At 64.1% G+C, this 22,353-nt stretch carries 30 protein-coding genes; 12 read left to right on the top strand and 18 right to left on the bottom strand.

From position 1 onward, the window contains the following. The first annotated feature begins 3 nt into the window (after window positions 1–3). Window positions 4–1,101 (top strand): redox-regulated ATPase YchF, encoded by a 1,098-nt coding sequence (ychF, locus tag ABID59_RS03120; protein WP_354082405.1) that lies wholly within the window; start codon window positions 4–6, stop codon window positions 1,099–1,101. A gap of 143 nt (window positions 1,102–1,244) precedes the next feature. Here the strand turns inward: ychF and ABID59_RS03115 are convergent, their stop codons facing one another. Further along, window positions 1,245–1,541: a DUF4282 domain-containing protein gene (locus ABID59_RS03115; RefSeq protein WP_045003742.1), complete on the bottom strand. Its 297-nt coding sequence runs from the start codon at window positions 1,539–1,541 to the stop codon at window positions 1,245–1,247. A gap of 159 nt (window positions 1,542–1,700) precedes the next feature. Here ABID59_RS03115 and ABID59_RS03110 point away from each other — a divergent pair, with 159 nt between their 5' ends. From ABID59_RS03110 to ABID59_RS03100, 3 genes are all read left to right on the top strand, one after another. Then, entirely contained in the window at window positions 1,701–2,153 is a 453-nt protein-coding gene (locus tag ABID59_RS03110; RefSeq protein WP_148751135.1) for a MaoC family dehydratase, read from the top strand. Further along, complete coding sequence (locus ABID59_RS03105; protein WP_354082404.1) at window positions 2,153–2,632, top strand: MaoC family dehydratase; 480 nt, start codon at window positions 2,153–2,155, stop codon at window positions 2,630–2,632. Before ABID59_RS03110 ends, ABID59_RS03105 begins: the two co-directional genes overlap by 1 nt. Before the next feature lie 201 nt (window positions 2,633–2,833). Beyond that, a complete protein-coding gene (locus ABID59_RS03100) occupies window positions 2,834–2,980 on the top strand; it encodes a hypothetical protein (RefSeq protein ID WP_314951336.1) in 147 nt (48 codons plus the stop codon). Window positions 2,981–3,046: 66 nt separating this feature from the next. On the opposite strand, the gene ABID59_RS03095 is transcribed toward ABID59_RS03100, so the two are convergent. From ABID59_RS03095 to ABID59_RS03080, 4 genes are all read right to left on the bottom strand, one after another. Continuing rightward, complete coding sequence (locus tag ABID59_RS03095) at window positions 3,047–3,184, bottom strand: hypothetical protein (protein ID WP_187434827.1); 138 nt, start codon at window positions 3,182–3,184, stop codon at window positions 3,047–3,049. Window positions 3,185–3,476: 292 nt separating this feature from the next. Then, complete coding sequence (locus tag ABID59_RS03090; protein WP_354033002.1) at window positions 3,477–3,899, bottom strand: hypothetical protein; 423 nt, start codon at window positions 3,897–3,899, stop codon at window positions 3,477–3,479. Window positions 3,900–4,071: 172 nt separating this feature from the next. Beyond that, complete coding sequence (locus tag ABID59_RS03085) at window positions 4,072–4,989, bottom strand: hypothetical protein (protein ID WP_354082403.1); 918 nt, start codon at window positions 4,987–4,989, stop codon at window positions 4,072–4,074. A 259-nt stretch (window positions 4,990–5,248) separates the two neighbouring features. Next, entirely contained in the window at window positions 5,249–5,689 is a 441-nt protein-coding gene (locus ABID59_RS03080) for a nuclear transport factor 2 family protein (RefSeq protein ID WP_354082402.1), read from the bottom strand. Window positions 5,690–5,963: 274 nt separating this feature from the next. Between ABID59_RS03080 and ABID59_RS03075 the strand changes: the two genes are divergently transcribed. Further along, window positions 5,964–6,200, top strand: coding sequence for a hypothetical protein (locus tag ABID59_RS03075; protein WP_354082401.1), 237 nt, complete (start codon window positions 5,964–5,966; stop codon window positions 6,198–6,200). A 103-nt stretch (window positions 6,201–6,303) separates the two neighbouring features. Here ABID59_RS03075 and ABID59_RS03070 read toward each other — a convergent pair whose 3' ends face one another. The 7 genes from ABID59_RS03070 to ABID59_RS03040 form a co-directional block, all read right to left on the bottom strand. After that, the gene (locus tag ABID59_RS03070) at window positions 6,304–6,585 is read right to left on the bottom strand and encodes a hypothetical protein (RefSeq protein WP_354082400.1); all 282 of its coding nucleotides are present in this window, start codon (window positions 6,583–6,585) and stop codon (window positions 6,304–6,306) included. Window positions 6,586–6,593: 8 nt separating this feature from the next. Beyond that, complete coding sequence (locus ABID59_RS03065; protein ID WP_354082399.1) at window positions 6,594–7,361, bottom strand: DpnI domain-containing protein; 768 nt, start codon at window positions 7,359–7,361, stop codon at window positions 6,594–6,596. Continuing rightward, entirely contained in the window at window positions 7,358–8,368 is a 1,011-nt protein-coding gene (locus ABID59_RS03060; protein ID WP_354082398.1) for a hypothetical protein, read from the bottom strand. Before ABID59_RS03060 ends, ABID59_RS03065 begins: the two co-directional genes overlap by 4 nt. Window positions 8,369–8,386: 18 nt before the next feature. Next, window positions 8,387–11,434 (bottom strand): excinuclease ABC subunit UvrB, encoded by a 3,048-nt coding sequence (gene uvrB, locus ABID59_RS03055; protein WP_354082397.1) that lies wholly within the window; start codon window positions 11,432–11,434, stop codon window positions 8,387–8,389. A 107-nt stretch (window positions 11,435–11,541) separates the two neighbouring features. After that, the gene (locus ABID59_RS03050; RefSeq protein WP_354082396.1) at window positions 11,542–11,772 is read right to left on the bottom strand and encodes a hypothetical protein; all 231 of its coding nucleotides are present in this window, start codon (window positions 11,770–11,772) and stop codon (window positions 11,542–11,544) included. 61 nt (window positions 11,773–11,833) lie between these two features. Continuing rightward, window positions 11,834–12,061, bottom strand: a complete 228-nt coding sequence (locus ABID59_RS03045; protein ID WP_148751143.1) for a hypothetical protein — start codon at window positions 12,059–12,061, stop codon at window positions 11,834–11,836. Between the two features lie 174 nt (window positions 12,062–12,235). Further along, complete coding sequence (locus tag ABID59_RS03040; protein ID WP_354082395.1) at window positions 12,236–13,150, bottom strand: LysR substrate-binding domain-containing protein; 915 nt, start codon at window positions 13,148–13,150, stop codon at window positions 12,236–12,238. A 312-nt stretch (window positions 13,151–13,462) separates the two neighbouring features. Between ABID59_RS03040 and ABID59_RS03035 the strand changes: the two genes are divergently transcribed. From ABID59_RS03035 to ABID59_RS03025, 3 genes are all read left to right on the top strand, one after another. After that, window positions 13,463–14,242 carry a TSUP family transporter gene (locus ABID59_RS03035; RefSeq protein ID WP_354033009.1) on the top strand — a complete coding sequence of 260 codons (780 nt, stop codon included), beginning with the start codon at window positions 13,463–13,465 and terminating at the stop codon, window positions 14,240–14,242. After that, window positions 14,239–14,469, top strand: a complete 231-nt coding sequence (locus tag ABID59_RS03030; protein WP_148751146.1) for a hypothetical protein — start codon at window positions 14,239–14,241, stop codon at window positions 14,467–14,469. Before ABID59_RS03035 ends, ABID59_RS03030 begins: the two co-directional genes overlap by 4 nt. 99 nt (window positions 14,470–14,568) lie before the next feature. Continuing rightward, complete coding sequence (locus ABID59_RS03025) at window positions 14,569–15,264, top strand: glutathione S-transferase family protein (protein WP_354082394.1); 696 nt, start codon at window positions 14,569–14,571, stop codon at window positions 15,262–15,264. Between the two features lie 90 nt (window positions 15,265–15,354). On the opposite strand, the gene ABID59_RS03020 is transcribed toward ABID59_RS03025, so the two are convergent. After that, entirely contained in the window at window positions 15,355–15,552 is a 198-nt protein-coding gene (locus ABID59_RS03020) for a cysteine-rich CWC family protein (RefSeq protein WP_354082393.1), read from the bottom strand. A gap of 114 nt (window positions 15,553–15,666) precedes the next feature. On the opposite strand from ABID59_RS03020, the gene ABID59_RS03015 reads away from it, so the two are divergent. Genes ABID59_RS03015 through hmuQ form a run of 4 tightly spaced genes read left to right on the top strand, consistent with a single transcriptional unit; the run spans window position 15,667 to window position 19,121 of the window. Then, on the top strand, window positions 15,667–17,220 hold the full coding sequence (locus ABID59_RS03015) for a DUF1800 domain-containing protein (RefSeq protein WP_354082392.1): 1,554 nt from the start codon (window positions 15,667–15,669) through the stop codon (window positions 17,218–17,220). Between the two features lie 2 nt (window positions 17,221–17,222). Then, window positions 17,223–18,440: a DUF1501 domain-containing protein gene (locus ABID59_RS03010; protein WP_354082578.1), complete on the top strand. Its 1,218-nt coding sequence runs from the start codon at window positions 17,223–17,225 to the stop codon at window positions 18,438–18,440. Then, on the top strand, window positions 18,437–18,874 hold the full coding sequence (locus ABID59_RS37390; RefSeq protein WP_502916771.1) for an endonuclease domain-containing protein: 438 nt from the start codon (window positions 18,437–18,439) through the stop codon (window positions 18,872–18,874). The genes ABID59_RS03010 and ABID59_RS37390 overlap by 4 nt, the downstream gene beginning before the upstream one ends. Further along, on the top strand, window positions 18,798–19,121 hold the full coding sequence (gene hmuQ / locus ABID59_RS03000; RefSeq protein WP_354082391.1) for a heme-degrading protein HmuQ: 324 nt from the start codon (window positions 18,798–18,800) through the stop codon (window positions 19,119–19,121). Before ABID59_RS37390 ends, hmuQ begins: the two co-directional genes overlap by 77 nt. Window positions 19,122–19,138: 17 nt before the next feature. On the opposite strand, the gene ABID59_RS02995 is transcribed toward hmuQ, so the two are convergent. The 5 genes from ABID59_RS02995 to ABID59_RS02975 all read right to left on the bottom strand — a co-directional run bounded on the left by ABID59_RS02995 (window position 19,139) and on the right by ABID59_RS02975 (window position 22,215). Then, window positions 19,139–20,080: an aldo/keto reductase gene (locus tag ABID59_RS02995; RefSeq protein WP_354082390.1), complete on the bottom strand. Its 942-nt coding sequence runs from the start codon at window positions 20,078–20,080 to the stop codon at window positions 19,139–19,141. Between the two features lie 258 nt (window positions 20,081–20,338). After that, entirely contained in the window at window positions 20,339–20,794 is a 456-nt protein-coding gene (locus tag ABID59_RS02990; RefSeq protein ID WP_148751153.1) for a GNAT family N-acetyltransferase, read from the bottom strand. A 73-nt stretch (window positions 20,795–20,867) separates the two neighbouring features. Then, entirely contained in the window at window positions 20,868–21,677 is an 810-nt protein-coding gene (locus ABID59_RS02985; protein WP_354082389.1) for a PAS-domain containing protein, read from the bottom strand. 129 nt (window positions 21,678–21,806) lie between these two features. Continuing rightward, on the bottom strand, window positions 21,807–21,953 hold the full coding sequence (locus ABID59_RS02980; RefSeq protein WP_354082587.1) for a hypothetical protein: 147 nt from the start codon (window positions 21,951–21,953) through the stop codon (window positions 21,807–21,809). Window positions 21,954–22,038: 85 nt separating this feature from the next. Further along, complete coding sequence (locus ABID59_RS02975; protein WP_187434828.1) at window positions 22,039–22,215, bottom strand: hypothetical protein; 177 nt, start codon at window positions 22,213–22,215, stop codon at window positions 22,039–22,041. Window positions 22,216–22,353: the final 138 nt, after the last annotated feature.

Raw genomic sequence — 22,353 nt, 5'->3', positions numbered from 1 at the left:
CTCGTGGGATTCAAATGCGGGATCGTCGGATTGCCCAATGTCGGCAAGTCGACCTTGTTCAATGCGCTGACCGAGACGGCCGCGGCGCAGGCCGCGAACTATCCGTTCTGCACCATCGAGCCGAATGTCGGCGAGGTCGCCGTGCCGGATCCGCGGCTCGACAAGCTGTCGGCGATCTCAAAATCGGCGCAGATCATTCCGACCCGGCTGACCTTCGTCGACATCGCCGGCCTGGTGCGCGGCGCCTCCAAGGGCGAAGGCCTCGGTAACCAGTTTCTCGCCAACATCCGCGAGGTCGACGCCATCGCGCATGTCGTGCGTTGCTTTGAAGATTCCGACATCACCCATGTCGAGGGCAAGATCGCGCCGCTCGCCGACATCGAGACCATCGAGACCGAGCTGATGCTCGCCGATCTCGACAGCCTCGAGAAGCGCGTCGACAACCTCACCAAGAAAGCCAAGGGCAACGACAAGGACGCCAAGGAGCAGCTCGACCTCGTCAACCGCACGCTGGTGCTGCTGCGCGAAGGCAAGCCCGCGCGCCTCGTCGAGCGCAAGGCTGAGGAGGAGCGCGCCTTCGGGATGCTCGGCCTGCTGTCGTCGAAGCCGGTCCTCTACGTCTGCAACGTCGAGGAAGGCTCTGCCGCGACAGGCAACGCCTTCTCCAAGGCGGTCGAAGAGCAGGCGGCGAAAGAGGGCGCGGTCGCCGTCGTCATCTCTGCCAAGATCGAATCCGAGATCGCCACGATCTCGCGTGACGAGCGCGCCGACTTCCTGGAGACGCTGGGTCTCGAAGAGGCCGGGCTCGATCGCCTGATCCGCGCCGGCTACACGCTGCTCGACCTCATCACCTATTTCACGGTGGGACCGAAGGAAGCGCGCGCCTGGACCATCTATCGCGGCACCAAGGCGCCGGGCGCTGCCGGTGTGATCCACACCGATTTCGAGAAGGGCTTCATCCGCGCCGAGACGATTGCGTATGAGGATTACGTCGCGCTGAACGGTGAAGCCGGCGCCCGCGATGCCGGCAAGCTGCGGCTCGAAGGCAAGGAATACGTTGTCGCCGATGGCGACGTGATGCATTTCCGGTTTAATACTTAGCGCAGGTTTCGTGCCCCGGACGCTGCGCAGCGCTCTTGCGGTGCGCTGCAGAGCCGGGGCCCAGGAATCTTGATTGCGGATGCATGGGTCCCGGCACTGCGTCGCGTCATTTCATGCCGCGCCGCGTCCGGGACACGAGAGCCTCACCGCACCCCGCCGCCCTGGTCCCGGATCGCGCCGAGATGCTCGTTGATGCGGAACACGATCAGGATCAGTTCCGCGGCGATGCGCGAGAACACGATTCCGACGACGACGCCCGCGATCGACTCCAGCACGACCAGGAAGCCGGCGAACGGACTGATCGCCATCGCGGTGAGACCAGCAAAGATTCCGGAGAGTCCGAACAGGCAGATCACGCCAATCACCAGCCAGTAGAAGGTCTTGATGATCGTCGGCGTGATGAAGCGGTCCCATTGAAACAGGTCGCTGAATGAAAACATCTCTCTCCCCCGGGCAAATGGCGCCCCCGACTGCGTCAATCCGACAATGAGGCAGGTCCGGCCCGACTCGCCGAATGTAGCACGAGCCATGCGGGCCGGCGGGTTGAGATTGCCGCAAAGTGCGGCCACAATCTGTCATTCCCGCAAAGCTTTCCCAAGATGACCCTGACCTTCGAAGATTTCCCGACCGGCCGGTATGGAACGTTCGGCCCGCGCCATGTCACCCGCGACGAGATCCTGGCTTTCGCCGCCGAGTTCGATCCGCAACCGATGCATCTGGACGAAGAGGCCGCCAGCAAAAGCATGCTGCGCGGCCTGTCCGGCTCGGGCTGGCACCTCTGCTCGCTGATGATGCGGATGATGGCCGACGGTTTCATCACCCGCGCCGCCTCGCTCGGATCGCCCGGCGTCGACGAGGTGCGCTGGCTGTCTCCTTTGAGGCCCGGCGACGACCTCATGCTCGATGTCGACGTCGTGGAAGCCCGGACCTCGAAGAGCAGGCCGAATCTCGGCATCGTCAAGTTCAAATGCACGATGCGCAACGGCAGGGGCGAAGCCCTGTGCGAGATGACCTCGCCGATCCTGATCGAGCGGCGCGCGGGAGCGGTCTGATGCCATTCTTCGAGGAGATCGATATCGGCCATCGCCGCGACATCGGCGCCTACACTTTCACGGCGGAGTCCATCAAGACGTTCGCGGCGAAATTCGATCCGCAGCGCTTCCATCTCGACGAGGAGGAAGGCAAGAACTCGCTGTTCGGTGGGCTTGCGGCGTCGGGCTGGCATGTCGGCTCGGCCTGCATGAGCCTGCTTGTCGCCGATGGCCAGCGCCTGGCGCGTGAAGCCGCAGCGCGTGGCGAGGAGGTCGCGGTGTGGGGGCCGTCACCAGGCTTTCGCGACCTGCGCTGGATCAAGCCGGTGCTGGCCGGCGACACCATCAGCTATTCCAACGTCGTCATCGACAAGCGCACCTCCGCCTCGCGCCCAGGCTGGGGCATCCTGACCGCCTGCACCACCGGCACCAACCAGCGTGGCGAAGAGGTCTATTCCATCACCGCCAGCGCCTTCGTGCCGATGCGGCAGGGCGGTTAGACCAGTTCCAGGATGAACGGCCGAAATCGGCTCGCGAGTGTTGCCCGCGCGCTATGGACGCGATTCTGGGCTGCTGCCATAAGCCTCGGCGAGATGGCCGGTCCTTGCGAAGCAGTTACCGGAACCATCGAGTTGCTAACCAATTATGAACCTGTCGCTGTCTATTTGAACGAACTGGGCGGGGTACAGGGGACGAGCACGATGGCAGACCGCGGCGCACTCAAGCTGGTTGGATTTATCTTCGCGACCGCGACACTGGCCGTGATGCTGGTTGCCGGCATGGTGGTGAAGGGCTATGCCGACGGCGCCTACACCCTGGAAGCCTCGAGCATCGACGCGAGCCGTTAAGAGCTGGTTAACTTTCGCGGGGCCACGAAGTGGCCTCCGCGCGGTGCCGCGACACGGCCTCCGCCCTCAGCGGCTATAGACGAACGCCAATATCGCGATCGCAACCGCTAGCAATCCGACAAAGCGCAGCATGATGGTCCCGAACTGGTTCGGCGCGGGCCGCAGCGGTATCGGGTCCGTGTTTTCGGGCCGAATGCTTTCCATCTGAAAATATCCCCGGGCCCGGCCGCAAAGGCTGCGGGCGCTTGGCATTGGTCGGTGCGAGGGCGGGGAGGGTTCAATAGCGCACTCTCGTGTCCCGGACGCGCAGCAGCGCCTTAGCGCTGCTGCGCAGAGCCGGGACCCATCGTAACGCGCGTTCCGTATTAACGTGGGCCCCGGCTCTGCGACGCGTCACTGCGTGCCGCATCGCGTCCGGGGCACGAGAGCGGCACCCCTGAATCAAAACCGCCGCGTCCCGTCCGGAACGCGGCGGCTGTGATGACTGGTGCTGCGATCAGCTGTTGCGCAGGCCGTCGGCGGCGCGTTTCCACTGGGAGACGTTGTCGGCAATCATGCGGGTCGACTTCATCGCGGCCTGGCTGAGCTGGGCGTAGCCCGAGATCTCGCGCTGGACGCGTTGGCCTTCGGCATGAAGCAGGTCGCGCAGGCTCTCGAGTTCGGAGATCAGATTCTCGATCTCGGCAAGCGAGGTGCCGGCGACGCGCTGGATCAGCGAGTTGACGTTGGTGACGGTGGCTTCCGCGCTCGGATCGAGCGGCGGCGCGTCGGTGGTGGTCGCGGCCGGCCGGCGCAGATAGGCGATGTCGTTGCGGACGAAATCGCGGATGCCGGCTTCGACTTCCGTCACGGCGGCGAGGTTGGTGTCGACCGTCTCGGTCTCGGTGGTCTCGGTCTTTTCCGGACGCATGGCGTTCATCGTTATTCCCCTGTTCGCGTTGAGCGCAGCGCGAGTGTCCCCCGCACGACGATGGGTGTCAGGCCGGTGCATGAGGGCGTCCGATTTTGACCGCAACGGGGCCGAGATGCGGCAAGGGCGGACCATTCGGGGGTTTTGCCGTGGCGTATGGTTACGGGATTCTAAAGATGGCTCACCAGCTCTTCTTGAAGCCCGCGGTCAGGCTCTTGTTGATCGCGCCTTGCGAGGTCTCGCCGACCGAACCGGAGACGGTGACGTTGTCGAACAGCTTCTGCTCGGCGCCGAACTTGCGCAGCCATTTGTCGTCGGTGGTCGACATGGTCTGGCCGGCGGTGATGCTGGTACCGGTGTCGACGATCGTGACCTTGGCGGACTGGTCAGTCTCGTAATTGCGGGTGATGTGGCCGCCGACGCCGGGCAGTGCCGTGGTGCCTTGCTGGTTGACGCTGTAGCCGTTCTGGAGCGTCAGCGAATAATCGCTCGACAGCGGCACCGATTTGGTCAGCGACGCCCCAAGCTTGCTCTGCTCGGCGCCGGGATCGACGCGGGCTTCGACCGCGGTCTTGTCCCAGACCGGACCCGCCCCCGGCGCGGTCGCGGTGGCCCAGGCGCTGCCGGAGGATTGCGGCAGGTTGCCGCCATTCGCGGCCTTCTGCGCCATCAGCTCCGACATCGTGGTCGGCTCTTTCGCCACCGTCATGTCGGCGCCGATCCGGGTGTCCCAGAATGAGGACACCGACTGCTTCACGGTCACGGCCGAGGAGCCGTTCGCATTGGCATTGCTCGACCAGTTGATGCCGTTATTGGCGGCGGCCTGTGCGCGCTTCTTGGCGGCGGTGAGGTCGTTGAGCGTGCCGGCGTCGATGGCGAGCTGGCTCCAGTCGAGCTTGTCGACGTCGATACCTTTGAGCACGTCGGGGTCGTTGACATCGGCGGTCTCGGCGGCGTCGGCCTCCTCGTCTGGCGCGGTCGCGGCGGGGGCAGGGGAGAAGGGCGCGATGATCTGTGCCGGGGCTGTCAGAACCGAGCCGAAAATGAACGCGGCCGCCAGCGGCAGCCGGATCCAGCCAAAACCTGTCGAGAATTCCATGACCTTGCCCGCGAGCCCAGTTCGCGCACAGGATGCGGCGCTATCGTCGCAAAATTGTGGCGCCAAGAATTGTGGCACAGAGAATTGTGGCGCAGAGAATTGTGGCGCCAAGAATGCCGAACCAACGGGCCGCGCACAAGACGCGCGCGCCCGATGACGAGCATCTCCACGAGGGCGTCCGGCGGGGCTGGAGGCCGGAATGCGTCGCGGGAGCATCAATCGATCGGTCCCGCATTTGCGGAGCCCGTTGGTGTCTCCCTCAGCCGACGCCGGTCATCTTCGGCAGATGAATGGCGCGGCCGAGTGCCTGCTCGACCAGGTCAAAAGTGTCGACCAGCACGCGCATGCTGATGAGCCGGTCCGCCCTGAACTGGGCGAACTGCGCCACGCGCAAGCTGATCGGCTTGTCGGAATCCAGCGCGGTCAGCGAATAGCGCAGCATCGAAGAGGCGGAATCGACGCCCAGCATGATGCTCTCGCGCTCGAAGCGGCGGACGTGGAAATTGTCGGCGAGCTGGCGGATGACCTGGAGCACGGCCGCCTTGCCGTGGCGCGCGCCGAGGAACGGAAACATGTCGATCGGGCCATAGATCGCCCACTCGACGTCCTCGTCGATCAGGGCCTTGATGTCCTCGAAATGCCGGTCGTTGATCGCGCGGTGCAACGCACGCGAGAAACGCCAGAGGCTGTGCTCTGTCATTTTGGGGCGTCCTGAAACTGGCTTGCAGAAAAACGGAAAACAACCCCATGCACAGTAAGGTGCGAGGCGGCTGCTCAATTCATTCGTGTACGAACAAAATAGACTTGATCTGCGAAAATGCAAATCACGATTTTGCAATGCACAATTGAGCGCACATTGTGAGATTTACAATAGAACCCCGTAATTTTACCGGGAGTCGGGTCAGTCCTCGTGTCGGGAACCCGAACCCGCCACGTCAGTTGAGACGCCGACACCGCATCCGGAGACATCGCTCATGAAATCCCCCCTCATCGCCATCGCTGCCGCGCTCCTCATGCTGGGCGCAACCTCCGCCGCCGACGCCAAGGGCTGCATCAAGGGCGCCGTCGTCGGCGGCGTCGCCGGCCATTATGCCGGTCACCACGGCGTCCTCGGCGCCGCCGCCGGCTGCCTCTACGGCAGGCACCATGCGAAGGAGCAGGAGAGGCAGCAGCAACAGCAGAGCCAGGCGAGCGGGCAGGGCAAGCTGTAACCCACCGTCATTCCGGGGCGCCGCAAAGCGGCGAGCCCGGAATCCATGACCACGAACGGCAGCGGATTGGAGAGCTGTGCAGGTGACTACACCAAATGCCAGCTCAATCGGGCTGGTGATCGCCTAAGAATTCCTTCGCCGCATCTCGCGTCGGAAAGCGACCCAACTCCTCATAATCGGGATCGTCCTCGGCCTCGTCGGACGAGCGGAGCACAGCGAATTTGCCGCCCTCTTCCACAATGAGCTCGGTCAAATCCTCGCTATTGAATGGCGTCATGTCGCGGAAGCCGCAGCGGGGGCATTCGTCGTCGCAGGTGCATGACCATTCATCTGTCCATATCCTCCTGCACCGACCGCATCGATAGAAATTCAGAAACCAAGCCATATCGAACCTCACGATCTCAAACGGTAGCTCCCGCGAGAAACGAACTCGATAAATCCACGATCCCGTAGATACTGAAGCTGTTGACGTATCTTTGGCCTGACGTTCTGGTTGCCGGGATAAAGATCGCCGAGATGCAGGTCGAAGGCATAGGCCTCCTCCAGTGTGAACTCACGCTTGCCCAACGACTCCACGCATTTCAGCACATCCAGCAACCAGCCCCGCGCCTCCAGAGACTTGCTTCGCAGAAAGAGCGTCTTCTGCCATTCTTCAAGTACCAGTTCTTTCGACCGGATTACGCCGTTCTGAACGATATGGATTTTGCCGGACTCCGGCACCTTGCTCAGCAGAATGTTGGAGCCGACCCAGCCGGCGCGCCGGGCGGTAGCCGCGAGTGGCTTTCGTTCCTGAATGATGTCCGGCACGAAGAAGTGCTTAGGCACGATGAAGAGATTCACGACCGCAAGCGACATGCGGTCGTAATTCATCAGCAGGAGATTCGGATTGTTGCTCGCCGCGAGCCGCTCGCATTTCGTCTTGTAAGCGCCGTCCGATACCTTTGGTCCGAACTTCCCCCTCTGGCTCTTGAGCTCAAACTCCTCATTACAAGTGTCGCAGAGAAAATCAGCGACGGGGCTATTGTTCGGAAACTGCGACATCTTTGCGCTGCCGCAGTGAGGGCAATAAGCCCAGGCCCTGACCCATGCCTCGGTCCAGGCTCGGGCGCTTTGTGAACCGCTTGTGTAGGCGGACTGGATTTCCTCGAAGCCCAGCTTCATGCTTCGATATCGTTTGGCTGCAAAACGGACACAAGCTCGTACCTCTTAGGGCAGTCCGGATCGCGATCATCCTCCCCTTTGTCGATCAAGCCAATTGCCAACGAAGAGACCAAGACCTTCTCAGTCAGAGCAACCAACAAGTTCTCAAACAAGCCTAGAATGTTCTGTTCCAGGAGGCCCAAGGTATCAATGAGCGCCTGAGGTCTAAATAGATCGAGCTTGTCGTTCCTTAATTGCCATGTTGGGAGTTGAATTTCGCGATTTGCCAAAAGCCGGAAATTGTTGACCCTCACAAAATAATTCTCTTTCGGATGCTCGAAGGCGTTTCGGACTTCTCCCCAGGCGTTTATCCAAATTTCGTCAGCTCGAAGCATTCGTGAAAGCGGGTCGGCCTCTCCAAAGGTGCGCGATGCCCATCGCGGGATACGGTCAAACTTGCCCCTCTTGAAATCTTGTTCAAAGAACACGGGAAACAGCTCTGAGATTGAGTTCAGCGTGTGGTTTGCGAGCAAAACCACGGACCGAAAGTCGATTTCTAGACTCTCCACTATCGGCGCGGGCGGTGGAGAAGGACCGAGAGCGTAGAGCGAATAGTCAGGCAGAATTTCGTCTCGTTTTGAATCAATCGCGGATCGGAGTCCAGTGATCTGACTCGAAATTGCCAAGAGCGACGTCATCACTTCCCATGCAATATCCCGAACTCGGCGTTGTCGTTCCTCGTTTGGAATAAATCGCAAGAAGTCTTCAGCCTGTAGAATCGTCCGCGCGATTATGGGATTTCGTGATCCCTTACTCGCCACTAAGGTTTGCGCGATGGGAGCGTCATCGTGCTCCATCTCCGGATCGAGATCATTCGGCAAATTCACGCGAATGGTTTTGTCCAAACTGATAGCATACAGCCCATCTCGCCGCGGAATCATCGCAACGATTCTATCTTTAGCTTCAATGCCCAATGTCGCGAAAATCGCGCCATCGCGCCGATGCTTGATGCTATCTTTATCGATCATCCGAGCCGTAGATCACCCCTACCTTTTCTTCCACCCACCCCTGTGCCCCGGCATCCCGCCCGTCGACTTCGGCGCCGGCCCGAACTCCGGCCCAGACTGCCGTGAATCCGTCGGCTGGATGATCCGGCTCTCGCTGCCGAACGGCTTCGCCGGCAGTGCACGCTCCGCCCGATAGGGTAGCGACTCCGGGCCGTGCATCTCGTCGAGATGCGGCTTGTGGACTCTCGAGCCACCACCGGCACCACCCGTGGACTGCCCCTCACCCCGACCCTCTCCCCGTGAAGAACGGGCAGAGGGGGAGGAGGCACCGCTGCTGGCCTTGAGTGCAGCGGAAACAGTTTTCTTCTTCATCGCGCTGACCGGCAAGTTGGCGGCGTCGCCGTATTTCTTCGCTCCGGCATAGGCGCCGGCCTTGCCGGCGACGGCGCGCTGCTTGACGGTGGGGTCGTCGACGACGGCGAGTTCGGTGGCGCGCAGGCGCTTGACTTCGTCGCGCAGGCGCGCGGCTTCCTCGAAGTTCAGATCGGCGGCGGCTTCGCGCATCCGGGTTTCCAGATCGGCGAGCACGGCTTCGAAATTGTGGCCGATCGAGATGACGTCGTCGGTCATGTCGTGGCCGCCGATCTCGACCAGCACATGATCGCGCTCGTAGACGCTGTTCATGATGTCGCCGATCGACTTCTTGATGCTCTCCGGCGTGATGCCATGCGCCGTGTTGTACTCGACCTGCTTCTCGCGGCGGCGGTCGGTTTCGGCGATGGCGCGCTCCATCGAGCCCGTCATCTGGTCGGCGTAGAGGATCACCTTGCCGTCGACGTTGCGCGCGGCGCGGCCGATGGTCTGAATCAAGGATGTTTCGCTGCGCAAAAAACCTTCCTTGTCGGCGTCGAGGATCGCGACCAGCGCGCATTCGGGAATGTCGAGGCCTTCGCGCAAGAGGTTGATGCCGACCAGCGCGTCGAACGCGCCAAGCCGCAAATCGCGGATGATCTCGATGCGCTCGATGGTGTCGATATCGCTGTGCATGTAGCGCACGCGAATGCCCTGCTCATGCAGATATTCGGTGAGGTCCTCCGCCATGCGCTTGGTCAACACCGTGATCAGCGAGCGATAGCCGGCCTGCGCCGTGGCGCGGACCTCGCCGACGAGATCGTCGACCTGGGTGCGGGCGGGGCGGATGTTGACGGGCGGATCAATCAGCCCGGTCGGGCGGATCACCTGCTCGACGAACACGCCGCCGCTCTCGTTGATCTCCCAGGCGCTGGGCGTGGCCGACACCGCGACCGTCTGCGGCCGCATCATGTCCCATTCCTCGAAGCGCAGCGGGCGGTTGTCCATGCAGGAGGGCAGGCGGAAGCCGTATTCGGCCAGCGTCGCCTTGCGGCGGAAGTCGCCGCGGAACATGCCGCCGATCTGCGGGACCGTGACGTGGCTTTCGTCGGCGAACACCAGCGCATTGTCGGGGACGTATTCGAACAGCGTCGGCGGCGGCTCGCCTGGCAGGCGGCCGGTGAGATAGCGCGAATAGTTCTCGATGCCGGCGCAGCTTCCCGTCGCCTCCATCATCTCGAGGTCGAAGGTGGTGCGCTGCTCCAGCCGCTGCGCTTCCAGCAGGCGTCCCTGGTCGTGCAGCTGGTCGAGCCGCTGCTTCAGCTCGGACTTGATCGACTTGATCGCCTGCACCAAGGTCGGGCGCGGCGTCACATAGTGCGAGTTGGCGTACATCTTGATGAATTCGAGCTCGTCCTGCTTGTGGCCGGTGAGCGGATCGAACTCCTCGATGTTCTCGATGGTGTCGCCGAACAGGTTCACGCGCCAGGCCCGGTCCTCATAGTGCGCCGGGAAGATGTCGATGACGTCGCCGCGCACGCGAAACGTGCCGCGGGTGAAATCGGCCTGGGTGCGCTTGTACTGAAGCGCGACGAGATCGGCGATGAGCTGGCGCTGGTCGATGCGCTCGCCCTTCTTCAGCGCAAAGGTCATCGCGGTGTAGGTCTCGACGGAGCCGATACCGTAGATGCAGGACACCGACGCGACGATGATGACATCGTCGCGTTCGAGCAGCGCGCGCGTCGCCGAGTGGCGCATGCGGTCGATCTGCTCGTTGATCGACGAGTCCTTCTCGATGTAGGTGTCGGTGCGCGGGACATACGCTTCCGGCTGGTAGTAGTCGTAATACGAGACGAAATACTCGACCGCGTTGTCGGGGAAGAAGCTCTTGAACTCGCCATAGAGCTGGGCGGCGAGCGTCTTGTTCGGCGCCAGGATGATGGCGGGCCGCTGCGTCGCCTCGATCACCTTGGCCATGGTGTAGGTCTTGCCCGAACCGGTAACGCCGAGCAGCACCTGCGAACGGTCGTTGCGCTGGATGCCTTCGACCAGCTCCGCGATCGCGGTCGGCTGGTCGCCGCGCGGCTCGTAGTCGGACTTGATCTCGAAGCGCACGCCGCCTTCGGACTTTTCCGGCCGCGGCGGCCGGTGCGGGGTCCACACTTTGGTGGAGCCGTCATCCCTGCGGAACTCCGGCCGGCCCTCGCGGATCAGCGATTCCAGCGCTTCCGCGGTCGCCTTGACGCCGAGCGCCTCCATCTTGTTGCGCGGCGGGCGCGCCAGCGCCTCGGCGTCGTCCTCCTCCGTGGGAAGGCCGAGCTGGCGGGCCAGTTCCGGATCGAGCGTCGGGATCGTGGCCGCGGTTCCGTAATTGGCCTGCGGCGCCTCTTCAAACGCATCGGCCTCTCCGCTCCCTCCCCCCTTGGTTGGGGAGGGGGGTAAACCACGAGTCGCGCTGCCCGACGCGATGTCCTGCGGAAACTGCTTTTGAAGGTCTTTGGGCGTCGAGGCGCGCGCCCGATGCGCGGCGGCCTCGCCTCCGGCGCGACGGTCGCGCGAATTGTCCGGCGGCGGCTGCAGGCCGGTGCCGGATCCAAGCCCGGCATCGCCGCGATTGATCGCGGGATTGAGCAATTCGGCCAGGGCCGGCCCGATCGGCTGCACGTCGGGCCGATGAGCCTTCGAGTTCGGAGCTTTGGATTTAGGAGATTTTGGGGGAGCAGGTTTCTTCGCCATGCCGCGAATATGGGACGAGTCCGCCCCTCAGAAAAGAGCGAATGCCCGTCCGTGCGTAGGCTGCTGACAGCAGGTTGGCAGCAGGGCCATCGTTCAGCGGTTTCGCCTCACGCCGCCGGCAGCGGTCCTTCGCCGTCCACGACCGGAAGGCGCGGCTCGAGGATGTCGAGATGGATCCCGCCGCAATCGGCGCAGCGCATGGTCCAGTACTCGCACCCGGCGCGGCCGCCGATCACACGGAGCACCGTGAGATCGCCGTCACATTCCGGGCATACCGCCAGCACCTTGCGCGAATAAATCCGCGGCCGCGGCGCGCCTTCGAAGTCGATGACTGACATGAACCGGTGTCCCCCCTGTTACGCCACGCTGTCGCTCAGCCCTGTTGCCGTCTCGCTGGGTCTATTCGTCGTCGCCCTCGTCGGCACGCCGGCGGAAACGGTCGATGTGATGCTTGGCATCGGCGATCGCGGCGTCGGGATCGGGCCAGGCGAAGCCGACTTCCATGGCCGGAAACAGCACGCCGTCGATGGCAACCGGGCTGAAATCGGCGCGCCGGATCCGGGCGTGCCACAGTCCCTTGCCAGCTTCGAAGGATTCGATGTCAAAGCCGTCGTAAAGGGTCGTCATTGGTAGTCCCCAAATGCTCTCTTGTCGGAGGGTTAGACGACCACGTTTGCGGATTTCGAGATGTGAAGCCGTTCACAAGCGGCCGGCTTTTTCACCCGAACGGGTGATGGGCCAGAGCGTTTTCGAGCGAAGTGGATACCGGTTCGCGTAAAGAAAACGCGTCAAAACAAGAATCTAGCCCCGTCCGGCGGCGCGCCCGGACCGCCGCGGCCGGGCCGCGGGTTCCGCCGCCGCCCGCATGATCCAGCGGCGGAACGCGGCAAAGTCGCGCTGCTCGGTCTGAAAGCTGCGGTAGAGCAGATACCAGCGCATGCCCTTGGGCACCGAGAGGTCGAATGGCGCGATCAGGCGTCCGGCGGCGAGGTCGTCGTCGATATAGGGCCGGATGCCCATGGCGATGCCGAGCCCGTCAACGGCGGCCTGGAGCGCCTGGCCGTAAAACTGGAACTCCGGCCCGCGCGCGTTGATGCGGGGGAGGGCGGCGGCCTTGAGCCAGAGCGGCCAGTCCTCCGGCGAATGCGTGACGCGGATCAGGCTCGGGCCCTTGAGATCGGCGGGGCGCTTCAGGCTGGCGGCGAGGCGGGGCACGCAGACCGGCGTGAGGTCGCCGGCGAACAGCGGCTCGGCAACCAGCCCCGGCCAGTCGCCGGTGCCGAGCTTGATGCCGCAGCTCCAGTCCTCGCCGAATGCGACCTCGGCGCCGCCGGTGGTGAAGCGCACCTCGATGTCGGGCTCCTCATTGCGAAACTCCGACAGCCGCGGGATCAGCCAGCGCATCGCAAAGGTGTGGCCGACGCCGATCGTGAGCACGCGGACGCCGGAGGGCGCCGTGACCTGCGCGGTGAGGCTCGCAAGCGCATCGAAGATCGGCGTCAGCCCGCTCTGATAGGCGCGGCCTGCCGGCGTCAGCACGAGCTTGTTGGCCTTGCGCTCGAACAGTGCGACGCCGAGCCGCTCTTCCAGCAGATGTACCATGCGGCTGACGGCGGCCGCCGACACGCTCAGCTCGACGCCGGCCGCGGCAAAGCTGCCGGTCCGCGCCGCCGCCTCGAATGCCTTGATGCCGTTGAGAAAGAGCAGCCGCCGCAAATGCAAACACCCTCAGGAAAGCTGATGCCAGGCCAAGATAACTCAGTTTGCGAAGCAGGGGCAAGCGAGGCACAAACATCAGCGTAATTCATGCTGATTTGTTGCGGCGGAGGCGGGGCCCTTCGCCTCTCCCCGCCTGCGGGGAGAGGCCGGAATTTGCGAGAGCAAATTCCGGGTGAGGGGGACTCTCCGCGAGTCCAGCTGGCAGCTCCCTTGCGGAGACTCCCCCTCACCCCACCCTCTCCCCGCAAGCGGGGCGAGGGAGACGAACAGCTTGCGTCCCTTACTCGCCCACCACAGGAGAACCCCTTCGTGACGCCCATCATGATCGCTGCCCTTGGATTGCTGATGGTCGCCACCGCGTTCCTGTCGGGGCTGTTCGGCATGGCGGGCGGGCTGATCCTGATCGGCGTGCTGCTGGCCTTGATGCCGCTGCCGACCGCGATGGTGCTGCATGCGATCACGCAAATGGCCTCGAATGGCTGGCGCGCCCTGTTGTGGCGCGCGCATATCCGCTGGCGGCCGGTCGCGAACTACATGGTCGGCGCCGCCATTGCGCTGGCGGCCTGGTCGCTCACCCGCTACGTGCCGGACAAGCCGATGGCGCTGCTGATGCTCGGCGCCACGCCGTTCATGGCACGGTTGCTGCCGACCAATATCAAGCCCGATCCGGATCGCCTCTGGCAGGGTAGCGTTTACGGCACGATCTGCATGGGCCTGATGCTGATGACCGGCGTCTCCGGTCCGCTGCTTGACACCTTCTTTCTCGGCGGCGATTTCGGCCGGCGCGAGAAGGTCGCGACCAAGGCGATGTGCCAGCTCGTCAGTCACTTCACCAAGCTGATCTATTTCGGCGGCGTCATCGACCAGGCCGCCACGCTCGATCCCGTGCTCGCGGGCGTCGCGATCGCAGCCTCGATGCTCGGCACCACGCTGGCGCGGCGCATTCTCGAAGCCATGACCGACCAGCAGTTCGTGGCCTGGTCGAACAAGCTGATCTCCACCATCGCCTGCTACTACATCGCCTATGGCGGCTGGCTGCTGGTTCGCACGCCGGTGCTGGCGGCCTTCGACAAGGGAGGTTTGCAATGAGCGAAACCGCCGATCCGCTGGTGCTGGACTTCGTCGAATGGATCGCGCGCGAGCCGCGCGCCTATGCCGAGGTGATCGCGACGTGGAAGACCTCGTGCCCGCGGCTCACGATCTGGGAGGACGCCGCCGATCGCGGTTTCGTCGCGCGCGAGACGCTGCCCGGCATCGGGCTGATCATCGCGGTGACGGAAGACGGCGAAAGACTGCTGCGAACCAACGGGCGGTAGCGCCACAACGTCATTGCGAGCGCAAGCGAAGCAATCCAGAATGTCTCCGCAGCGGCAGACTGGATTGTTTCGCTGCGCTCGCAACGACGGAACCCCACTATGTCGCTCAAGCTTTTCGAACTCGTCGGCACCGACGCCTCGCGCCCCTTCAGCCCTTACTGCTGGCGCACGCGGATGGCGCTGGCGCATAAGGGGCTGACGGCGGAATCGCTGCCCTGGCGCTTCACCGAGAAGAGCGAGATCGCGCCTCACGGCTCGGAGAAGGTCCCGGTGCTGTTGCATGATGACAAGCCGGTGGTCGATTCCTGGACGATCGCGAATTATCTCGAAGACCATTTTCCGGATCGCCCGTCGCTGTTCGGCGGCGAGGGCGGCCGCGCCATGGCGCGCATGCTGAACGCGTGGGGCGACATCGCCATCATTGGCGGCATCTTTCCGCTGATCATCGCCGACATTCCGAAGAATCTCGCCGATGTCGATGCCGCCTATTTCCGCAAGTCGCGCGAGGCGCGGTTCGGCAAGCCCCTGGAGGAAGTCCAGGCGAGCCGCGACACCGGAGTCGTCGCGTTCCGCAAATCGCTGGAGGTGATGCGGCAGACCTTCAAGACGCAGGCCTATCTCGGCGGCAGCGCGCCAAACTATGCCGACTACATCGTGTTCGGCGGCTTTCAGTGGGCGCGAGTGGTGAGCCCGTTCAGGCTGCTCGAGGCCGATGATCCCGTCTATGCCTGGCGCGAAAAGCTGCTCGATGCGTTCGACGGCATGGCGCGGAAGTCGCCGGGGTGTCCGGTCTAGGCTTCGTAGGGTGGGCAAAGGCGCAAAGCGCCGTGCCCACCATCTCTTCACATGCAATGAAAGTGGTGGGTACGCTTCGCTTTGCGCACCCTACGATACCGCCGCCGCCTTGCGCAAACACTCCCGGCATAGGCAATCCTCGCCCTTGACCGGCATCGGCAGCTTCGCGGTCTCCTCCGCGCACCAGCAATTGCCCGAGAGGTCGCAGCCGAACTCGGTGCCGCAGCGGGAACAGGCGAGGCGGCGCGGAGCCGGTGGCGTGAGCGTGATTTCTTTCGGATTTGTCATGATTTACGCAAAAGCTTTGCCGTCATTTTCATGTCGGGTTCATCTCCGGCTGCGGTATATTAGGCGCCGCGCACAGAGCAGGGAAGCGGTTGGCACCGCGCGGAGGACAAATCGATGGCCCGCGATTCGCAAGCCGCCCTCGTCGCGCTGAACCGCTTCGGCTTCGGCGCCCGCGGCGGGGCCTCCGGCGATCTCATCAATGCGGCCTCCGATCCGCGCGGCTTCGTGAAGGCTGAACTGGCGCGGCCCTTTGGTGCGCTGCTGGAGGCGCCGGGCCTGCAATCGACGCCGCAACTAGGCCAAGCCGCGTTCGCCTATCAGGACCAGGTCAAGCAGGCGCGCGAGGCGGCGGCAAAGGCCGGCGCGCCGGCTGAATCGCCGCCGCAGGCGCCGGCCGATCAGAAGCTGCGTCGCAATCTCTCGCTGAACACGGTCGCGACCGAGATCGCCGCCGGCCAGATGGCCGAGGCGAAGCCGGCCGACAGTGCGATGAAGCCTGACGGCATGCAGCCCAATGCCGCCGCGCCTGCTGCTGCAAAACCGGCGCAGCCGCTCAACGTCATCCAGAAGACCTTTCGCGCCGAAGCGCTGGCGCGCCTGCAGCGCGCGACGCTGGTCGAGTGTGGCTTCACCGAGCGTCTGGTCGTGTTCTGGTCCAATCATTTCTGCATCTCTGCGAACAAGGGCGAGCTGGCGCGGATGTGGGCCGGCGCGTTCGAGCGCGAGGCGATCCGTCCGCACGTGCTCGGGCGCTTTGCCGATATGCTCAAGGCGGTCGAGCAGCATCCGGCGATGCTGTTCTTCCTCGACAACCAGCAATCGCTCGGACCGGATTCGCGCGCAGGCCAGAACCGCAAGCGCGGGCTGAACGAGAACCTCGCGCGCGAGATCATGGAGCTGCATACGCTCGGTGTCGGCGGCGGCTATACGCAGGAGGACGTCACCTCGCTGGCGCGGATCATCACGGGATGGACCTTTGCCGGAAGGCAGGGGCAGCTCGGGCCACCCGGCTCGTTCGCCTTCAACGCCAACGCACACCAGCCCGGGCCGCAGCTGCTGCTCGGCAAAACCTACGAAGCGACTGGCCTGGCGCAGGGCGAGGCGGCACTCGCCGACATCGCGCGCCATCCCTCAACCGCGAATTTCATCGCCACCAAACTCGTCCGTCACTTCGTGGCCGACGATCCGCCTCAGGCATTGGTGGCACGGTTGCGCGATGTCTTCGTCAGGACCGATGGCGACCTCAAGGCGCTTGCCACGGCGATTGTCGATTCCGACGAAGCCTGGAAGGCGCCGCTGACCAAGATGCGCTCGCCCTATGATTTCGTGATCGCGAGCGGGCGGCTGCTTGCGCGCGTGCCGGAAGATCCCGGCGGTTATCTCGGCAATCTGAACCTGCTCGGCCAGCCCTTGTGGACACCGGCCGGACCGAACGGTTTTCCGGACACGAGCGCCGCGTGGGCCGCGCCCGAAGGCATGAAGCTCCGGCTCGACATCGCTTCGCAGATGGGTGCGCGGCTCGGACCCAACATCGATCCGCTTGATCTTCTGGAATTTGCTGCAGCCGATGCTGCGTCAACCGAAACACGCAAAACCATCGAGCGCGCGGAATCGCGCCAGCAGGCGCTGGCGCTGCTGCTGATGTCGCCGGAACTGCAGAGGAGATGATGATGATCGACTGCGTCGAAAACCGGCTCCTCACCTCGCGCCGCGGACTCTTGCTCGGCGGCGCGTCCTTTGCTGCCTGGGCCTATTTGCCGAAATTCGCGCGCGCGGCCGATGGGCGTGACCCCCGGCTGGTCGTGGTGATCCTGCGCGGCGCGCTTGATGGGCTCGCGACCGTCGCGCCGGTCGGCGACCCCGACTATGCCGGCCTGCACGGCTCGATCGCGCTCACCGCGGATGGCGCGCATCCCGCGATCATGCTCGATACTTTCTTCGCGCTGCATCCGGCGATGCCGGAATTCGCCCGCATGTATCGCGCCCAGCATGCCGCGGTGATCCATGCGGTGGCGACGCCCTATCGCGATCGCTCGCATTTCGACGGACAGGACGTGCTCGAGAGCGGCTATGCGGGCCCGGGCCGCGTGCAATCCGGCTGGCTCAACCGCGCGCTGGAAGCGCTGCCGCGCGGCGAGCGCGTGTCGAGCGGGCTCGCGGTGGGGCCCACCACGCCGCTGGTTCTGCGCGGAAATGCGCCGACCGTCGGCTGGGCACCGGTCGCGCTGCCGCAGGCCGACGACGACACCGCAATGCGGCTGGTCGATCTCTACCGTCATCGCGATCCCGCTTTGGCCTCGGCGCTGTCGCAAGGCCTCCAGTTGGAAAAGGCCGCGAGCGGCGACGACATGAAGCCGAAGCCCGGCAATGCGGTCGCCCAGATGCGGCAGGTCGCGCGCGGCGCCGCAAAACTGATGGCGGCCGACGATGGTCCGCGCATCGCCGCACTCGCCTTCGACGGCTGGGATACGCATGCCAACGAAGGCGGTCCGGTCGGACGTCTCGCCTTCCTGCTCGGCGGTCTCGACGGTGCGCTCGCCGAATTCGAAAGCGGCCTCGGCGATCGCTGGCGCGACACTGTTGTTGTCGTCGCCACCGAATTCGGCCGCACCGCGCGCATCAACGGCACCGACGGCACCGATCACGGCACAGCGACCGTCGCGCTGCTCGCCGGCGGCGCGGTGAAGGGCGGCCGCGTCATCTCCGACTGGCCCGGCCTCAAGCTCGCCAACCTCTTTGAGGCCCGCGACCTCAAGCCCACCACCGATCTCCGCTCCGTCATCAAGGGCGTGCTGCAGGGCCAGTTCGGCCTGTCGGATCGCGTGCTGGCCGAGACGGTGTTCCCGGATAGCGCAAGCGCAAGGCCGATGAAAGGGCTGGTGGTGTGATTTCAACCTCTCCCCGCTCTTTGCGGGGAGAGGTCGGATTGCGAAGCAATCCGGGTGAGGGGCAGGTCATCGGATACATCTGCGACTTTGTTTGTCGCGAGAAGCGGCTCATCATCGAAGTCGATGGCGGCCAGCACAACGGGTCGGCAGCCGACGCGATCCGGGATGAACGCTTGCGCGAAAAAGGCTATAAGATCCTTCGCTTCTGGAACAACGACGTGCTCGGCAACATTGAGGGCGTTTTGACATCATTCAAACCGAACTCGCGGAGGCAGCCCCTCACCCCACCCTCTCCCCGTAAGAACGGGGCGAGGGAGCGAGAGAGCGGCGCTTGCCTCACATCAGGAGACCACCCGCATGTACATCGCCATGAACCGCTTCCGGGTCACCAAGGGATCGGAAGCTGCCTTCGAGCAGGTCTGGTTGTCGCGTGACACGCATCTGGACAAGGTGCCGGGCTTCGTCGAATTCCATCTGCTTAAAGGGCCCGAGCTCGAGGACCACACGCTGTATGCCTCGCACACGGTGTGGGCCAATCACGCGGCGTTCGAGGCCTGGACCAAGTCGGAGGCGTTTCGCGCCGCACATGCTCGCGCCGGCGACAACAAGCCGCTCTATCTCGGCCATCCCCAGTTCGAAGGCTTTGAGGTGATGCAGACGGTGGGACGCGGCGCCAAGTAGCGCCGCGTTTCAAAAGCTCAGCCCTTGGTGATCTCATCGATCTCCGCAAGATCGTCCGCGCTGAGCTGCCAGGCGATAGCCTTGACGTTCTGCTCGACCTGCTCGACGCGGGTGGCGCCTGCGATCACGCTCGAGACCTGCGGGCGCGCGGCGAGCCAGGAGAACGCGAGCTCGAGCATCGAATGGCCGCGCGCCTTCGCAAAGGCCTGGAGCTTCTCGACGATGTCCTCATTGCGCGGCGTGACGTAGCGGTCGCGTAGCGCCGGCGCCTTGCCGAAGCGCGTGTCGGCAGGGGCTGCTGCGCCGCGCTGGTACTTGCCAGTCAAGAGGCCGCTCGCCAGCGGGAAGAACGGCAGCAGGCCGAGCTTGTATTCCTGGGCCGCGGGCAGCAAATCCTTCTCGATGTCGCGGACGACGAGGCTGTACTCGTCCTGCGCCGAGACGAAGCGGCTGACGTTCATCGCGCGCGCGGTGAACTCGGCCTCCGCGATGCGCCATGCCGGAAAATTGGAATGGCCGATGTAGCGGACCTTGCCCTGGCGGACGAGATCGTCGAGCGCGCGCAGCGTCTCCTCCAGCGGCGTCAGCGGATCGCAATCATGCTGCTGGTAGAGATCGATGTAATCGGTCTTCAACCGCGTCAGGCTGGCCTCGACCGCGTTCATGATGTAGCGGCGCGAGGCGCCCTGCTTGGTGCCGTCGGCCGCCATCGGCTTGGAAAATTTGGTGGCGAGCACGATGTCCTTGCGGCGGTCGCCGAGCACGGTGCCGAGCACCGTCTCCGAGCCGCCCTGGCCGGCATAGATGTCGGCGGTGTCGAACAGCGTGATGCCGAGATCGATCGCGCGGTGGATCACCTTGCGCGAGGTCTCCAGATCGGTGCGCTGGCCGAAATTGTTGCAGCCGAGTCCGACTGCGGACACGCGCAGGCCGGAGCCGCCGAGATTACGAATTTCCATGGGAGATCCTGTCAGACGAGAGCAGACGCCCATTGTGACCGCGGTGCGACACAGCGGCAAGCGTCTGCCTGCGTTGCAGCCATGCTGAAAGGAACTGCGGACAAAAAAATGCGGCCCCTGTCAGACGCGGCGACTGACGGGGACCGCTTGGGGCGCTTGATCGGTGACGGGGGGCCTGATCAGACGCAGGCGCAACTTAGTCCCGGTGTGTTACGCGCCGGTGACAGGCCGAGTTATCCACAGGGTTAGACAGCAGGATCAGAAGATCTTGCGATAGACGATGAAGCCGGAGCGTTCCGCGACCTTGTCGTACAGGCTCTGTGCCGTGACGTTGGTCTCGTGCGTCTGCCAGTAGACCCGCGGCGATCCCGCGAGCTTGGCGCGCTCATAGACGCCGTCAATCAGCGCCGACGCGACGCCCTTGCCGCGCGCGGCCTCCAGCGTGAACAGGTCCTGCAGATAGCACGACGGCTCGATCGCGGTGGTGCTGCGATGGAACAGGTAGTGCGTGAGCCCGAGCAGGCGGCCATCGCTTTCGGCGACCAGCGCATGCACCGGCTCGTAGGCATCGAAGAAGCGCTGCCATGTCACCTTCGTAATCTCAGGCGCGAGTGCGGTCGGACCGGAGCGGCCGTAGAAGGCGTTGTAGCCGTCCCACAGCGGCAGCCATTGATCGTAATCCTGTCGAGTGACGGAGCGAATGGTGAGCGACATCTGGAAAATCCACGATCGATGAGGTGTCCTTCATACTGATGAAGGGCGTATCGATCAATTGCGATGTCGCGCATCACTCCGCAACGCGCAAGTACCGGGTCAGCTTCCGCCCTGTGGGATCGCGCAGCGAGCGATAGTAATCGGCGCGCGCCGGCGCGTCGGTGTGGCGCACGAGGTCGGTCACCGGCGTGTAGCTCAGCATGCGGCCGCCGTCGGGCAGTGCGGTGCAGACGAAACGCAACACCTCGCCATTGCGCAAATTGATATTGATCGGCGTGGCGTCGCCGATCCGCACCATCTCCATGCGCTGCGCGATGAAGGCGCCCAGCTCGTTCTCCGGCAGCTCGAAGGCGCCGGTGTCGCGGCCGTGATACATCAGCGCGATGAAGGGCGGCTTCTCGTCGGCCTTTTCGTCCGGCAGCGCGAAATAATCGCGGAAGGCGCCGTTGATGAATTCGGCGCGGGTCTCGGCATCGAGCAGCACGATGCCGATATCGACCTGGTCGAGCGCTGCCGACAGCCGTGCCGCAGTGGTGTGGTTGTGCCGCTCAGTGGCAAAGGCATCGACCAGACGCTCGCGCATCAGCCCGGTGATGCCTGCGGTGCCGGCGGTCGTCAGCGCGAGCAGGCCGAGTGGCGCGAGATCGGTCAGGTCAAAGCCGGCGGTGCGGTGGCCGAGAGACAGCAGCGCCGCGCCGATTACGGCGATGGCGGCGCTGCCGAGCGCAGACGCAAAGCCCGAGAGCGAGCCGGCCAACGCCACGATGCCAACGAACAATGGTGCAAGCGAGAGCGCGGGAGCGTGACGGTCGAGCGGGATCGCCAGCAGTGCGATCGCTGCCGTCAGCACGGGACCGGAAATGACACGCCATCCGAACCGCATGGGCCTGGCTCGTTCCTCCCTGAACGGGATAATTCCGCCAGACTGACCAATGGTTGCGCAAGCGCAATCCGATTTCGCGCGGTGCGCTTAAGGGGCGCTTGCCTTCGTGCTCAAAGCTTTCGGATGATTTTAGACCAAATGCACGTGCATCATGCGCTGCTGCAGCGCGGGCGCATTCCACGTCGACGTCCCCGGGCCCTTGCGGGTGCCGACGACAATCAAAAGCGACACCGCGACCAGGATGGCCGCAGTCAGGGTGATTGCAACGACTACCACAGGCGATTTCATCATTGTCCTGTCGCGGTGCCGGCCGGCGCGGGGCCGCGCGGCACCTTGAAGGCTATCCAGGATGAAACGGGGATCAGACCGGCAGGCCCATCGCCATGGTCGCCTTGGTCGACAGCACCGTGAGGGTGACGATCAGACAAAGCGAGAGGGCAGCGACGGCGAGCGAGGCCGCGACCGCGTTGGTTAGCCGGGAAGACGAGACGGTATCGGTTTGGCCCTGAAAGCCGACCGCGCCGGACGCCCGAATCATGGCCTAAATCCTTCAACGTGCGAGCGAATCACCCGCGACGCCGAACAACTTCACAATTTCAGCGGGCAATAATGGGGCGGCAGTTGCACCGAAAGCGGCGGGAATAGGGCAAAGGTTAACGCAGTGCCCGCTATTTCT

It is taken from the genome of Bradyrhizobium sp. S3.3.6 (assembly GCF_040546905.1).
Taxonomy (GTDB): domain Bacteria; phylum Pseudomonadota; class Alphaproteobacteria; order Rhizobiales; family Xanthobacteraceae; genus Bradyrhizobium; species Bradyrhizobium cytisi.
This window is presented reverse-complemented; position numbering and strand designations above follow the sequence as displayed.